The organism is Paenibacillus sp. FSL H8-0259, from assembly GCF_037963255.1.
Taxonomy (GTDB): domain Bacteria; phylum Bacillota; class Bacilli; order Paenibacillales; family Paenibacillaceae; genus Paenibacillus_AQ; species Paenibacillus_AQ phytohabitans.
In genome coordinates, this window is sequence record NZ_CP150147.1 from 5,706,399 (window position 1) to 5,721,985 (window position 15,587).

11 protein-coding genes are annotated in these 15,587 nt (G+C 52.3%); 3 read left to right on the forward strand and 8 right to left on the reverse strand.

The features are described 5' to 3' along the window. Positions 1 to 73 precede the first annotated feature (73 nt). From NSU01_RS24735 to NSU01_RS24745, 3 genes are all read right to left on the reverse strand, one after another. Entirely contained in the window at positions 74 to 913 is an 840-nt protein-coding gene (locus tag NSU01_RS24735) for a carbohydrate ABC transporter permease (RefSeq protein WP_081970085.1), read from the reverse strand. Positions 914 to 928: 15 nt separating this feature from the next. Then, positions 929 to 1,819 (reverse strand): sugar ABC transporter permease, encoded by an 891-nt coding sequence (locus NSU01_RS24740; protein ID WP_231575186.1) that lies wholly within the window; start codon positions 1,817 to 1,819, stop codon positions 929 to 931. A 169-nt stretch (positions 1,820 to 1,988) separates the two neighbouring features. Beyond that, complete coding sequence (locus NSU01_RS24745) at positions 1,989 to 3,332, reverse strand: sugar ABC transporter substrate-binding protein (protein WP_076244606.1); 1,344 nt, start codon at positions 3,330 to 3,332, stop codon at positions 1,989 to 1,991. A 325-nt stretch (positions 3,333 to 3,657) separates the two neighbouring features. Here NSU01_RS24745 and NSU01_RS24750 point away from each other — a divergent pair, with 325 nt between their 5' ends. Together NSU01_RS24750 and NSU01_RS24755 are read left to right on the forward strand one after the other, a co-directional pair. After that, on the forward strand, positions 3,658 to 5,385 hold the full coding sequence (locus tag NSU01_RS24750) for a sensor histidine kinase (protein WP_083705563.1): 1,728 nt from the start codon (positions 3,658 to 3,660) through the stop codon (positions 5,383 to 5,385). A 532-nt stretch (positions 5,386 to 5,917) separates the two neighbouring features. Further along, a complete protein-coding gene (locus tag NSU01_RS24755) occupies positions 5,918 to 7,549 on the forward strand; it encodes a helix-turn-helix domain-containing protein (protein WP_042138911.1) in 1,632 nt (543 codons plus the stop codon). A 106-nt stretch (positions 7,550 to 7,655) separates the two neighbouring features. Here NSU01_RS24755 and NSU01_RS24760 read toward each other — a convergent pair whose 3' ends face one another. The 5 genes from NSU01_RS24760 to NSU01_RS24780 all read right to left on the reverse strand — a co-directional run bounded on the left by NSU01_RS24760 (position 7,656) and on the right by NSU01_RS24780 (position 14,365). Next, positions 7,656 to 8,501 (reverse strand): carbohydrate ABC transporter permease, encoded by an 846-nt coding sequence (locus tag NSU01_RS24760; protein ID WP_042138912.1) that lies wholly within the window; start codon positions 8,499 to 8,501, stop codon positions 7,656 to 7,658. Between the two features lie 15 nt (positions 8,502 to 8,516). Further along, positions 8,517 to 9,395, reverse strand: coding sequence for a sugar ABC transporter permease (locus NSU01_RS24765; RefSeq protein ID WP_042138913.1), 879 nt, complete (start codon positions 9,393 to 9,395; stop codon positions 8,517 to 8,519). 72 nt (positions 9,396 to 9,467) lie between these two features. Further along, complete coding sequence (locus NSU01_RS24770) at positions 9,468 to 10,787, reverse strand: extracellular solute-binding protein (RefSeq protein WP_042138914.1); 1,320 nt, start codon at positions 10,785 to 10,787, stop codon at positions 9,468 to 9,470. Between the two features lie 655 nt (positions 10,788 to 11,442). After that, positions 11,443 to 12,555 carry a response regulator gene (locus tag NSU01_RS24775; RefSeq protein WP_042138915.1) on the reverse strand — a complete coding sequence of 371 codons (1,113 nt, stop codon included), beginning with the start codon at positions 12,553 to 12,555 and terminating at the stop codon, positions 11,443 to 11,445. Continuing rightward, complete coding sequence (locus tag NSU01_RS24780) at positions 12,533 to 14,365, reverse strand: sensor histidine kinase (RefSeq protein ID WP_076244601.1); 1,833 nt, start codon at positions 14,363 to 14,365, stop codon at positions 12,533 to 12,535. The genes NSU01_RS24775 and NSU01_RS24780 overlap by 23 nt, the downstream gene beginning before the upstream one ends. Positions 14,366 to 14,557: 192 nt before the next feature. On the opposite strand from NSU01_RS24780, the gene NSU01_RS24785 reads away from it, so the two are divergent. Further along, a complete protein-coding gene (locus NSU01_RS24785; protein ID WP_076244599.1) occupies positions 14,558 to 15,544 on the forward strand; it encodes a substrate-binding domain-containing protein in 987 nt (328 codons plus the stop codon). The last annotated feature ends 43 nt before the right edge of the window (positions 15,545 to 15,587 follow it).

Consider the following 15,587-nt stretch of genomic DNA (forward strand, 5'->3'; position numbering starts at 1 on the left):
CCTTACCTCCATGATTGGTTATAAAAAACCCGGCAGCCACGAAAAGATGCAACTGCCAGGCGCGTTACTTGTTCTAGCCTTTAATCCCCGACGCTGCAACACCTTGCACGAAGTACTTCTGCAGGGCCAGGAATACAATCACTACCGGAATGATAGAAACTACGCTTGCTGCCATGATCAGCCCGTACTCCGCAGAATATTGCGAGATGAACATCCGCAGACCGATCTGAATGGTCTTAAGCTTCGTATCTGTCAGATAAATCATCGGCCCCAGGAAGTCATTCCAGGTGGCAACGAAGGTGAAGATTGTGAGTGTGGACAACGCCGGCTTGGACAGCGGCAGCATGATTCTTGCCCAGATGCCGTATTCACTGAGTCCGTCGATCCGGGCGGCTTCACACAATTCATCAGGTACTCCCTGATAGAACTGGCGCATCATGAACACACCGAATGCCGAGAACGCCTGCAGCAGAATGATCGCCAGGTGGGTATTGTTCAGTCCCATGTAACGCATCAGGATGAACTGCGGTACCATGTAGGCCTGCCAAGGGATTGCAATCGTTGCGATATATCCCAGGAAGATAAAGTTCTTGCCCCGGAAATGCAGCTTCGAGAACGCATAGGCCGCGAAGCTTGAAGTCAGCAATTGCAGAATCGTTACGATAATCGATAATTTCGCAGTGTTAAAAATAAACCGTCCGAGCGGAATCCGCGTCCAGATATCCGTGAAATTCTCCCAGCGCGGATTCGCCGGAATCCACTGCATCGGGAAGGAGAAGACATCCTTGTTAAGCTTGAGCGAGGAGGACAGCATCCATATATACGGAACCAGCATCGCCAGCACGGTCGCAAACAACAAAATATACACAAGAACCATAAGGCTGATTCTAAGTCCTTTACTTTTTCCAACCATATCTTTTGAATCCTCCTATTGTCCGTATTTCTTCTCGCCGCGGAACTGGACGATGGTGATGCCAAGTACCAGCAGAAAGAGTACAATCGCCATTGCGCTGGCATATCCGTAATCAAGTGAACGGAATGCCGTATTGTAGATTTGATAGACCATAACCCTCGTAGAGTCGTTGAGCTGGTTATCGGCGCCGGCAAATAGGTTGATAAAGATATCGTAGACCTTGAACGAGTTAATGACCAGAATCATCAGAACAAAGAAGGTTGTAGGTGCCAGCTGTGGCACGGTGACATTGCGGAATCTTCTCCACGGGCCTGCGCCGTCCAGCTCAGCAGCCTCGTACAGCTCAGGGTTAATTCCCTGGAGTCCTGCCAGATAGATAACCATGTAATAACCCATATTTTTCCACACTGTGAAAAGAACTACGGTAAACATGGCCCACTGTTTATCTGCCGCCCAGCGGGGAAGATCCTCCAGCGGGATACCGGTAATGGTATGCAGAATGTTGTTGATCGGCCCCATGGTAGGACTGAAGATGAAGTTCCATACCGCCGCAACGGCTACCAGCGATGCTACATAAGGGAAGAAGAACACGGTTCTCATGAAATTACGGCCCATAATTTTCTGGTTCAGCAGAATAGCCAGCGCCAGCGCCACAATCATGGTCAGCGGTACAACTCCGATGGTGTAGACAATGGTGTTCCACAAGGCTTTGTGGAAGGTTGAATCTTTGAGCAGCCGGGTGAAATTGTCCAGCCCGATGAACTTCATCGGATTGGCCCCGTCCCATTTCACAAACGCAAGGACAAAGGCAAATATCATGGGTACCAGTGTAAACAGGGCAAATCCGATAAAGTTCGGCGCAATGAAGCTGTAGGCAATCAGGTTATCTTTAACCCCTCTTGACATACGTCTTTTTGGGCTCTTATTTGTATGCAATATGGTTTCGTTCTGCATTGTTTCTCCTCCAAACCTTCTAAAGCTTTCCCAAATCTATTATGCGAAGCAGATAGATTCTTATATTTTATAAAAGGCGGGCCTTCGCCCGCCCTTATATCCACCGCCCTACTCAGAACGGTTAATTGTTCAAGAGCTCTCCTACACGTTTGTTCATATCCTTCAGGCCTTCATCAATCGAAGCGTTCTTCGTCATGATGTTATCGTGGGCTTCATTCAGGATAACCTCGATATCTGCACTCTTTTCATGGATAGGCATTTCCAGATAAGTCTGAACAGTATTTAGTGCAGCCTTACTGTTCTCGTCTGCAGGGAAACCGTCGATGGAAGTAATGGAATTGATAACTTCATCGTTCTTGATGGCCGGAATGGTTCCGGTAGAAGCAATTACCTTCGCGCCTTCTTCACCGGTTACGAAGTTCATGAACTCCAGTGCGGCTTCTTTGTGCTTGGATTTCTGGTTTACAGCCAGGGAAGTAATCGTACCCAGAGTTGTACCGGCTTCCACACCGTCAGGATGAGGGTATTTCACAATGCCCCATTCAGTCGATTGGGATTCGCCGCTCTTCACTTTCTCGATCTGGGTGGCAATGAACCAGCTGCCCATGTTCATCATGGCAACGGAGTTGTTGTAGAATACGCCGGAATAATGCGTGCTGGAAGTCTTCAGTGTAGCGTAATCCATCACGATGCCGTCTTCCTGCTCTTTCAGAATCCGCTCATAGGTAGGCTTCAGGAAGTCATAGTTGCCGCCGACCACTGTGTTCTTGCCGTCAAGAATACCGAACAGTTGAACCGCGCTCCGCCAAGTGTGGTAGTGGGCACCGTATACTTTTTCGGAACCGCTGCCGGAGGTCATCTTGCGGGCCAGCTCATCATATTGGTCGAAGGTCATATCGTTGCTCGGGTATTCTACGCCTGCTTTGTCGAACAAAGCTTTGTTGTAATAGACCACCCAGAAGTCACTGCGGAAAGGAAGCGCATACACCTCGCCGCCCACTTCAATCTGCTCTACAGTACCGCCGTATACGGAAGGATCAATGGAATTCGTGCTCATGAAGCTCTTAAGCGGCTCCAGATGATTCTGCTTCACCAGGTTCGAATAGCCGGGAATATCTTTAATGGTAAGAACGTCCAGGTCTGCACCGCCGGAGAGCTGTGTGCTGAGCATGGTCATATAGTCCGTGGAGCCAAGGTCTACATATTCAATCGTTACATTCGGATGTGCAGCTTTATAGGCATCAATCAGCGGTTTGTAGTAAGCGGTTGCTTCCCAGTCCCACAGCGCCCATTTCAGAGTCACAGGCTCCTGGCTTGGTTCAGCGGAAGCGTTTGCAGCGTTACCCGCCGCAGGTGCGGTTGTTGCAGCAGCTTCATTATTGGCGTTGTTCCCGGAACATCCGGCCAGCATGCTCACGGAGAGCGCTGTGGCAAGGGTCATGCCATAGAATCTTTTTAAGTTCATTTAAATATCCCCTTTTCCTTCTATTGTTCTAGCGGCGACCGGCTTATCCGGCCTTAGTTCAAAGTGTAAGCCTTTTCAGGCGGGATTGGGATGCAATATCAAACACAGATCATTCACTTTTCTGTGCTCTTCTCCCCCTCGTCCGGGTTAAACCTGTAATATCCTATCCGAAACATGTAAAATTCTCAGCTTATACTCCTTGCCCTGTATTGAAACGCAGGAATATGATAAGGTAGATGAAAACGCTTAATATGTTTTCACCATTTACAAAGGAGTGTTCACGACGGTAAGAAAATCTACTATTAAAAGCCGCATCATTCTGCTCATGGCCGTATTCGCATTGCTGATTGCAACGCTGCTGTCTTTTTTCAGCTATGAATTGATTACTTATTATCAGCGTAAAACAACCATACAGGCAACCGAGTTCAACCTGCAGCTGGTATCCCATATTATTGAACAGGATTTGATTGACCTGACGGCCCTGGCCATGACCTGCAGTACGAACTCTTCTACTAATACCCTGCTTACGGAATATTTCGGATCACCGCAGGCAAGCCCTAAGCAAGCTGTTAATGTCTTCAACTCGATGCAGCAGGAATTCCTGAACAACCGCTCCAACAGCTACGCCCGCCGCCTGATTGTTACGGATAGCAACGGAAAGTTTCTGCAGGTGGATAAAACCGGCACCTCCGTTCCGCTTACGATACACAATATCGGGCAGATTACCGGCCTTAGCGAGGATGCCGAGGAGAAATGGGACCGGGTGATCAAGGACCCGCTTTCCACCTCGAATGGAATCCCCTTTGTGTTTCCGATTTACGGCAAAGGGGCAACCCGGGTTGGGACGGTATACCTGTTAGCGAATACCTCTGTCATTACCGACAAACTGAAGGGATACTCCCTGCCGAAGAATTCCCGGCTGCTGCTGACACTCGGCAATCATCATTATCAGCTCATAGGCGACCAGGTCACCGCCATTACGGAACCGTATGAACCGGTGGCCTATACCAATGAAAAACCTGTCGGCCCGCAGACCGAGCTGTCCATGGTCAAGCTGACAAACGATGAAGAAAGCCATATCGTGGTATCTTATCCCGTACGCAGCGGGGTCATACTATCGCAGACTCTTTCGAACGACCTGTTCGCACCTAAGGCAAATATCTGGATTCTGGTCATGCTTGGCGTCGTCCTGCTCGTTATTGTCTTAAGCGCTATCATTACGCTGTATTTGACCCGTACAATCAGTCTTCCGGTGGAGAAGCTCAAGAAGCGCATCGATAAGATTGCCCAGGGTAATTTCCTGATAGACCGCAATATTGAGTGGAAAAGCGAGCTTGGCGACGTCGGACGCGGCATTAACCGCCTGTCTCAGGATATCGTGGCCCTCATGGACAGCCGGCTCGCGGACGAAAAGCAGAAGCAGGAGCTGGAATACCGGATGCTGCAGAGCCAGATCAATCCGCATTTCCTCTACAATACACTGAATTCGATCAAATGGATGGCCACGATCCAGAATGCTACAGGCATTGCGGAGATGACGACCTCCTTGTCCAGACTCCTCCGCAGTATTGCCAAGGACAACCGGCGGCTGATGCCGCTGAAGGATGAGCTAAGCCTGCTGGATGACTATTTCCTGATCCAGAAATACCGCTATGGCAGCACGGTCACCATGGTCAAAGACATTGAGAATGAAGAGCTGCTCACCGGCCTGATTCCGCGCTTCACGCTTCAGCCGCTGGTGGAGAACGCGATCTTCCATGGCATTGAGCCCAAGGGCCGAGGCGATATTGTCATCACGGTCTCCAAAAGCGGATTCGCCGATATCCTGGTCATGATCGAAGACAATGGTGTCGGCATGAAGGAAGAGCAAATCTCCACAATTCTATCCGTTCCTGAGGACGAATCCAAGGGAATGCTGGAGAATGTCGGACTGCGCAGCGTGAATGAACGTTTGCAGCTGGCTTTTGGCGGGAATTACGGCTTGTCTATTGAGAGTGAACTTGGACAATATACCATCATGAAGCTGCTCCTGCCCTTCCTGCAGAGAGAGTAGCTAAGTACAAACTGCGTTACAGTCCCTTTTAGGACTATACCTTATCCGCTCGACGTTGCCCAGTAACAGTAACTGTATATAAAAGTGCTGCTATGCTTAAGCAGAACCGCCCTGGCTGTGAAGCTGGGGAGCTGCTGTAGATTAGGGAACTAGCGGCTGGAGCTGACTGAAGAGCTGACTGCTGACTAAGAGCTGACTGCTGACTGAAGAGCCGGAAACCAGCGGTTCCCTCAAGCAAGTGGAAAAATGCATCTTAATTGTTCGATTTCGCAGGTTTAGGGGCAATTAAGTGGAAAAATGACATCTACTACTTGAGGTTTTAGCTCCTTTGAATGAAATGAGATCATTTAAGTGCTTTTTATCCAACTGCTGTTATTGCAAGGCTCCCTCGCTCATCAGCAAGTGGAGAAAATCCAACTGCTATCATTCCATTCTGGTGTTTACATCAAAGAGTAACAGCTTTGACGTCCCAGTTATCATATGACATATATAAACTCTTATATTTAGCAAACTTAGCAAGGATGTGATGAACGTGATCAAATTATTAATCGCAGATGACGAAGCCCTGGTCTGTATCGGCCTGCAGTCCATGCTGAAATGGGAGCAGTTTAATATTGAGATTGTCGGCATTGCCCACAACGGCGCACAGGAAGAAGAGATGATCGACACGCTCCGTCCGGACATCGTCATCAGCGATATCAAAATGCCGATTAAAAGCGGTCTTGAGGTAGCCGGTTCGGTACGCAAAAAGTACGGCCGGCTGCCGCTTTTCATTATGCTGACCAGCTATGAAGAATTCCAATACGCCCGCGGAGCGATTGAAGTGCAGGCCACGGATTATCTGGTCAAGCTGGAGCTGACCCCGGAGGCGCTGTCTGAATCCATCCGCAGAGCGATTGGCATACTTGAGACTTACCAGGCGATGGAGAGCTACCCGAAGCTGGTCCACCGCGGGAATATCCAGGCCCAGCGCGATAAATTCTTCATCCGCCTGTTCAATAACCTGTTCGAGAACAAGAACCAGTATCTCCTGCAGAAAGAGGATCTGGACCTGGATTTGCCAGGGGCTGCCTATCTCGTCTGCACCTGCCGCATTCTGGGCCCGGATACGGTTCCGCCGCGCGGGGATAAGCTGGTTGCCTTATGCTCCAGCACCGTACAGATGGCTAAGGATACGCTCTCTTCCGTCAGCCCGTGTTATGTAACCAGTCTGGATCTGCGCAATTTCGCCGTGGCGCTGCCGGTCCCGGGCACCGATCCGCGGCTCTGGATGCCTGACATCCAGAAGCTGCTTGGGGACATGGCCTCCGTGCTGCACAACTACTTCAATGTGACGATCATTGGAGCCATCGGGTTCGCCGTCGAAGATCCGTATCTGCTGCGGGAGAGCTATCTTGCCGCCCGGAAGGCGCTGCCGGCCGCGGTTAAAGAGCGCTCCTTCGTCTTCTTCACAGAGGGCGAGGCACTGGCGCAGGAGCATCTGCTGTTCGATTTCTCCGAATCACGTTCGGAGATCCGCCGGGCTTTTGAAGAGATGGATACCCGGGCCTTGTACACCATTATCTCCAGAATGATCGAAATCTTCGACGGCCGGTCCGACCTGCTGGTCCCCGCCACCGATGCCGCCTGCAATATCCTGTATATGGCCACTTCCCTGCTTGCGGACGGGGAGAACATTGTGGAGCAGATATTTGAGAATGAGCCGGAGGGCTACCGGGCCATTTATCAGATGCATACTATAGAAGAAATCGCCGGCTGGCTGATCCAGTTCCGGGACGGATGCTCGAACATTCTTTCCACCCGCAGACAGAGCTATAAGGAGCAGGTCGTGAAGAATGTCCAGGAATATATTAAAAGAAATCTCGGCAGCAAGCTCTCGCTCAATCAGGTGGCGGATGTGTTCAATTTCAGTCCCAACTATCTGAGCCATCTGTTCTCCAAGGTCGCCAAGGTGAACTATGTAGAGTATATCACAGAGATCAAAATCACCGCCGCCAAGGAAATGATGATCCGCGGGGAAGGCCGGATCTACGAGATCTCGCAGAAGCTCGGCTACGAGAGTGCCTTTTACTTCAGCAAGGTATTCAAGAAGGTCACCGGGCTCTCCCCCCGGGATTACATGCAGCAGATCGAATCAGGTACGGAGGATGTGCGGAGTCATTGAGCTGAACGTGGTTGGGCGGATGACGGATGCCTATATATGCGAAGAGCCCCAAGCAGCCGTTACACGGCAGCCTGAGGCTCTTTTTCACATAATACAATTATCAATATCAACCCTTCACCGCAGACCCAACGGTCATGGCACGCTCCACCTGCTCACTCAGCAGCAGATAGACCAGCACCATCGGAATCGAGGCAATGGTCATTACCGCTCCCATCGCTCCCCAGTCGGTGCTATATGAGCCCTGGAAGAAGAGCAGGCCGAGCGGCAGTGTCTTCATGTTCTCGTCCGAGATCAGAATGTACGCCAAAGTGAATTCATTCCAGTTGTTCAGGAACTGGAAGATGGCTATCGTAGCGATGGCTGGCAGAGCCAGCGGCAGGATAACCCCGCCGAACAGGCGGTAGATGCTCGCCCCATCAATACAGGCTGCCTCTTCAATTTCCCGGGGAATGCTGACCAGGAAACCATAGAATACCATCGTGGAGAATGGAAGGCCAATAGCAATGTACGGGATAATGAGCGCGCCGAAGGTGTTGGTCAGATGGAAGTCGCGGACCAGGATAGCCAGCGGAATCATAATGACCTGCAGCGGCATGAACATCCCGACAATCATATACGTCCGGACAGCCGAGCGGAATTTCCACTGCATACGTGCCACGGCGAAGGCGAACATTAGCGCCAGTAAAAGAATGCACAGCGTAGAGATGGTAGAAACGACGAAGCTGTTCATGAAATACCGCGGAATATTGAACTGTGTCCAGGCATTCACGTAGTTCTCGAAACGGAAGTGTGTCGGGAAGCCGAACGGATTGGTCACGAAGATTTCGTCATTATTTTTCAGGGAATAGGAGATCATCCAGAACAGTGGATAAATGGATACGATAAAATACAGCCATAGCGGTATTTGCAGCAGGATTTGGCCGATGGACCGGAATGTAGTTTTTGAATTCATGTCGTTCTCCTTTCCTTACGCGTTCTGTCCACGGTCGAATACCTTGTTAATGACAAGCGTAGCCACAAGTGAGATCATCACAAGCAGAACGGATACTGCGCAGGCATATCCATAATTGCTCTCCATAAAAGCATAACGGTAAATCATGAAGGTCAGCGTATAATTGGTGGTCCCCGGACCCCCATTGGTCATAATTAGCATCTGCACGAATGCCCCGATCCCGGAGGTAATGGCGATGGTGAAGCAGAATTTGAAGGTCTCGCGCATCAGCGGCAGTGTTACATGCAGGTGGGCCCGCCATTTACCGCAGCCGTCAATCGTAGCAGCCTCGAAGTAATCCTCAGGCACAGCCTTAACTCCGGCATACAGCAGGGAGAACTGATAGCCCATGAACTGCCAGGCATTGACAAAAGCAATAGCAATAATAGACTGGGTCGGTGAGCTAAGCCAGTTCTGGCGGTAAGGGATATTCAGCAGCTCGAACAGCTTGTTCACCAGGCCGTTCGTCGGATCGTACATCGCAATCCACAGCTGGCACACTACAGTAACAGACAGCACTACCGGGATGAAATACGCCGTCTTCAGCAGCTTGCGGCCGCGGATCTGCGGATTGGCACAGACGAGCGCCAGGATTGTCCCCAGACCAATCTGGAATACGGCCAGCACAATGGCGAACAGCAGCCCGTTCTTCAGTGAAGTGGATAACAGCGGATCGCTGAACAGCTCGCGGTAATTAGCCAGACCCGTGAAGGCAGCCGTACTCAGCCCATCCCAGTCGTAGAAGCTCCGCAGGACCGTCTGCAGGACCGGATAGATAAGGATGACACTGTATAACAACAGGGCAGGGAGCAGAAACAGCGCCAGCGCCGGTTTGTTTCCCAAGTATTTATTCATGCGGTTCTTCTCCTCCTTGCATCATTACAGCCGGGCCCCGGGGCGAAGGCCACAGAGTCCGGCTGCTACCCTCTATTTATTTTCCTTATCCAGCGTACGGTTCAAATTCTCTACGAACTGATCTGTAGTGAATCCGTCTACCAGCATGTTCTGTGCGTTGTCATTAATCGCATTCTGAATTTGTGTATTGCTCAGCAGCTTCGCGTATTCCTTGGCATTAGGCAGCAGTTCATTGGCAACCCGCTGCATCATGACAGGCACGTCTGAAGCGATTGGCTTGTCGGTTTTTGGTGAAATAATCGGGCTGCCCAGCTGTGTGTATTTATATTCGGCTGATTTCGCTGCCAGGAATGCTGCTACCTTGACAGCCGTTTCTTTGTTGGCACTAGCCGGAGATACGGCATAGCCCTGCGGTGAGCCTGCACCATCAATATAATATTTGGACGCTTCATAGGTCGCTTCGTCCTTGGCCGGCCAGTACATCCAGTCCACCTGGTCGCCCAGCTTCTCCGCTGCGCTGTAGATTTCCCATTGGCCGTTCACGAACATCGCGGACTTGGCTTGATAGAACTGCGAGGAAGCCTGATCATAGTTCGTGTTCGTGGCGTTGGCGTCGAAGAGCTTGGCCTGCTGAAGCTGTTCAAGCTGCTCCGCTGCGGTAACGAACGGCTGCGACAGCTCTGTCATTCCCTGTTCACCCAGTGCACCGAAGCCCTGAGACTCTTCACGGGTCACGAGTCCGTTATAGAAGGCGGCGCTGATCCACTTTTCCTTGGCGAAAATCGACATGGGCACATACCCTGCTGCGTTCAATTTCGCGGCGGCAGCTGCCAGCTCATCAATCGTCTTGATCGGTGTGGCGATACCAACCTCATCGAAGATGGTTTTGTTATAATAGATCAGCTGGAACTCGATGCCGGTATCGGGATAGGCATAAACATGGCCGTCCGGTGCGACAAGGCGCGATTCTACACCCGGATTAAGATTTTTCTTGTACTCCGCAGTAGTCTCATAGTCATCCAGAAGCTCTACATTTTTCGATTTGGCAAAGGTCTGCAGGGTGGCCCAGTCTGTGAAGTAAATATCCGGCATGTTCCCTGTAGCAGCGTAAGTTTTAAGCTTCTGATAGCCATCCTGCACCGCAGGATCAAGCTCAATCTCAACCTCAGGCATTTCCTTCTTCAGCTCTTCCACCGCATAGTCGAAAGGGCCTTTGGTATCATCGTCAAAATGCTGGGCGTATACCTTAATTTTGACTGTACCTCCCTCTGCGGCTGTGTCCGCAGCAGGCGTGTTGTCCGAAGCTGTATTTCCGCCGCCACAGGCAGACAGCAGTAAAGCCATGGAAAGCGTTATCATTAGTGCGCTTAAACGTTTGTGCTGGACTTTCATAATGTGAATCCCCCTCATGCGAGTATGTTGTCCTAAGACTCTGATCTGCTTGCTACTTTCACATTATATCTTCCCGGCAACGCTTATCTTAAGGCATAAAACGGGCCTTACCCGTAAAAAACGGGACAAAAGCAGCAGAGGCTTGGCCCTCTTCTATAAGGACGGCGCTGTTTCTGCGAGCGGGTGCTTGGTCTGCGGGACTGGCGGGACTGGCGGGAACCTTGGCAGGACTTTGGCGGAGCCCTGGTGAAATTTTGTATAAGCTGGCTGCCAATGGAGCGGACTCAGATTCCGTTAATGGGCCAATCACACCCCATTTCGGGCTCATATGAACAAGATAACGGAATCTCAGTCCGCTTCACTCGGCTTACGACCTATCCCGAACGGCATGCGCATCTTATCCACATTAGAGTAAGATCACAACTCCCCTTCATGCGGAAACGGCTACACCATCCTCCAAGGGGCGGTATCCATTCAGCGTGAAACATATGAATACTGACACGCCAATTACAAAATAACCCCACAACAAATTAATTCTTATATTTGAGAAAAAGCGGTCCCCTGCCGGGAACCGCCTCTGCCGCCCAGCCGGGGCATCCGGCTTAAACGGATAAGAAATTTCGGCCGCCATGGTTTCACAGCTTCCGGTGCACGATTACTTTTTGACCAGCTGCTCGTATTCCGTGGGTGTCACGCCGAAGCGCTTTTTGAAGCTTTTGCTGAAATAATTCGGATCTGCGTATCCGACACTCTCCGAAATATCCGCCAGCTTGCGGTTGCCTTCCAGCAGCAGTATCCGGGCTTTTTTCATCCGGATATGGGTAATATGGTCAACAATCGAATAGCCGGATTCCTTGCGGAAGACACGGCGCAGATAGCTGGAATCCACGTATACACCGCGCGCCACCTGTTCGGCTGACAGATTCTCATCCGCGTAATGCTGTTCAATATAGCTGATCGCTGCGGCAAACAGACTCGACGCCTTGGTCGGCTTCACATCCTCCGTCAGTTGAATCACTCGGCGGTACAGGCCAATCAGCCATTCCTCGGCCTTATCCCAGGAGCCGCATTCCTTCAGCCTGTCATAAGGTGCCTTCTCCTCATCGTTGTTCCATACCCGGTGAAAAGGAAACCCCCGTTCACCCGCGAAGGTTAACACCAGGGACAGAAGCCCCATCATCATCGCATCGGGATATTCGTCTCCCCACTTGCTGCCGCGGAGCTGGCGGATGGCCTTGCGCACCTCCTCCAGGATATCCGCGTCTTTCATCCGCAGTCCCAGCACAATGGTATCACGGATGGAGCTGAGATCTGCCGCCTCTTGTCCCGTCTGGCCTGCCGCCGTTCCGCCTCCTTCAGCCGCCTGCTGCTCAGCCTCCCGCTCACGGGACAGCCCGGGCAGCTTCGTCCGGACACGGGTCAGCATCTCCAGCATTTCCTCTTCGTTGAACGGCTTCAGCAGATAATCCTGCACGCCCGTACGCACCGCCTTCTGCAAATATTCAAATTCGTTATGTCCTGAAACAAATACAATGACAATCCGCTCGAAGCGGTCCTTCAGCTTGCCCGCCAGCTCAATGCCGTCCATAAACGGCATATTAATATCGACCAGTGCCAGATGGGGCTGATGCTTCTCCGCTTCAAGCAGCGCTTCCTGGCCGTCCCTGGCTTCACAGCATACGCGGAACCCGTGCCGCTGCCAGTCCATCTTAAGCCGCAGATAATCGCGGAACAGCGGCTCATCATCAACAATCATCACCTTGTACATCCTGCTCATCCCTCTTTTCATTTGCAAGCATTGGCAGTGACAGCTCTACTACAGTACCTTCACCGGCAGTGCTTCGGACCGTTAAGCCATATTCCTCGCCGAAATACAGGCTTAGCCGCTGGCGGACACTATACGTGCCGATCGACCGGGCCTCGTCCTCCTGCGAACTTCCGGACATGATGGCTGCGGTTCGTTCCCCGTCCATGCCTACCCCGTTATCCGTTACTTGAACAATGACCTTGCCTGCTATAATGCCGGCCTGGATGCGGATGAAGCCCTTGCTCCCTTTTTTCTTCAAGCCATGATATATCGCATTCTCCACAAGCGGCTGCAGCGACAGCTTCGGAATTGGTGTACCGGACAGCTCAGGCGGAATATCGATCTCGTAGCGGAACACATCAGGGTAACGGATCTGCATAATCGCCAGATAATCATCCGTAATCCGCGCCTCCTTTTCCAGAATGATAAGCTCCCTGCCCTTGTTAAGCACCATCCGGTAGAAATCTGCCAGCGCCTTGGTCGTATCCCGTGCTTCCTCATTGCGGTCAAGCTCGTTCAGGACATAAATGGTATCCAGTGTGTTATACAGAAAATGCGGTTTGATCTGCGCGCTGATCAGGGCGAGCTCATACTCCCGCTTGCGGTTCTGTTCCTCAGTCACCTCGTCCAGAAGCTCTCCTACCCGGCCGACCATGAAATTGAACGCCTCGGCAATCGTACCGATCTCATCCTCCGTTCTCGCTGCCGCAACAGGCCGGAGATCACCGCTCACCACCTGGCGCATCGCCCGTGTCAGCCTCTCCAGGGGACTTGCCACCATCCGTGACAGAATGTTGGCCCCGAACAGGGAGAAGACCAGGCACAAGGCTCCGACCAGCGCTGTCAGTCTGACATTCTGCCGTACATCAGCTGTCAGCAGCTTCAGCGAGACGACATTGATCAGCTCCCAGTCCATCCGGCCGTAATGGCTGACCGTGACCAGATTGCCGTTGTCCTTGTACGAGAAGCTTGCCGCGTCCGGCAGACGGCCGTCCTCCCCGATTTCGGCTGCTATCCCCGGCTCCACCGGCTGCAGCAGACTGCTCTTGTCCGCCGCTGCCACAACCCGCTTTTGTCCATCTATGAAATAATAGGCCTTCGGTGCAGCCGGATCGCTGGACTGCAGGAATGCCGACAGCTGTTCCTCTTTTATCATCAGAAACAGGGTGCCCAAGGGCTCGCCGCTGTCAATATTGATGACCATCTTCCCCAGGGTGAGCACTGCTGCAGCCGGATCAGGCGTCAGATAGCTCCGCTTGTCCATATCGAACCAATGCGAGATACCGTAGCTGTCCGCTCCCTTAACCCGCTCCAGCATGCCGCTTGACGCGATGCCTCCCTCATCCCCTCCGGAAGTATAAGAAGGATATACCGTCCCGTCCGTGCCGACGAATACGGCTGCATCCACCTCCCGGAAGATTGACAGGTCTGTGGATAGACGGCTCTGCATCAGATTGGCAAAACGCACCTTCTCCAGCGGCAGGGCCTGATCGCCCGGATAAGACTCGTAGAGGCGGTTGATGTTGGTAACCATAATATTGGCCGCAGTCTCTGCGCTGCGGAGGATATAGTCCGTCCGGGAGAGAATCAGCTGGGATTCATCGGCCACATTGCGTGTAGTCCGGTCAATCAGAGAGCGGCTGAATAAATGGCTGGACAGTACGCCCAGAATAAGCAGAGACAGGATAAGCAGCGGCAGAAATATGGCAATTACCTTGCTTTTGAAGCGCAGCCGGCCAAACCATTTCCTGATGAATGCGGTATATTTCAAGCTTGTTCTCCTCCGCCCTCGAATGAATATTCAACATGGTAACATAATCACCACAGGTTTAGAAGCTGTAAGATTCAGCTAAATATCCGGGTTGTAAGCGCCTCTAAAAAGCCACTTGAAAGAAAAGGACGCAGGTGGTAGGATAAAAGCGAAGTTTTAGTAAATATATTAACTAAAAAGGCGTGAAGCAGCTTGGCAACGATTAAAGACATCGCCCGTGAGGCCGGCGTATCCGCCGCCACCGTATCGAGAGTGCTAAATAATGACCTGTCCCTGGCTGTCAGTGACGATACGCGGAGCCGGGTATTCGCGGTTGCAGAGCAGCTTGGCTACAAGCCCTCCCGGTTAAGGCAGCTGAAGCGGGAGACCGAGCTGAGCAGCAAGGCCATTACGCTTCTGCTCTGGTGCTCGGCGGAAGAAGAACGGGAAGATCCGTATTACGGCTCAATCCGCCGCGGGGTTGAGCTGCGCTGCGAGGAGCTCGGGATTGTGCTCGGCCAGACGCTGCGCGGACGTAACCCGCTGCCCCCGCTCCGGGCCGATGATGGACTTATCGTCGTAGGCGGCTTCGACCCCAAGGAATTCGAGAGGCTGCATGCCGACAAAAGCACGACCGTGCTGGTTGACCAGTACGAGGAACGCCTGGAGTACGACTCCGTGCGGACGCATTTCCGTCAGGCTGTCGGTCAGGCGCTTACTCATCTGCTCGACCTTGGCCACCGGGATATTGCCTTCATCGGCGGCGGCGGTGAAGGCGAGCGCCGGGCGCATCACTTCAGCCGTATAATGCAGAGCCAGGGCTGTTACGATCCGGGGCTGGTCCGCAAGGGCAGCTGGAGCAGTGCTGACGGTTACCGGATGATGGACGAGCTGCTAGCCGGTGGCAAGCGGCCGACAGCCTGCTTCGCAGCCAGTGATCCGCTGGCGGTCGGCGCCCTCCGCGCCCTGCACGACCACGGCGTGCAGGTGCCTGCAGAGATGGCCATTGTCGGCTTCGATGACATCGAGATGGCCGCCTACGTCCAGCCTCCGCTGACAACGGTGCGCGCCTATCCCGAGCAGATGGGCAAAGCGGCCGTCCAGCTGCTCGCCGAGCGGTTCGAAGGACGCGAAGTGCCGTCGCATACGATTATCGGCACGAAGCTGATCGTCAGGGAGACCAGCGGCGGAAGCGCCTGACTAAATTCGCAGGCTGAATCTATGTAAGCAGAAACTATATATT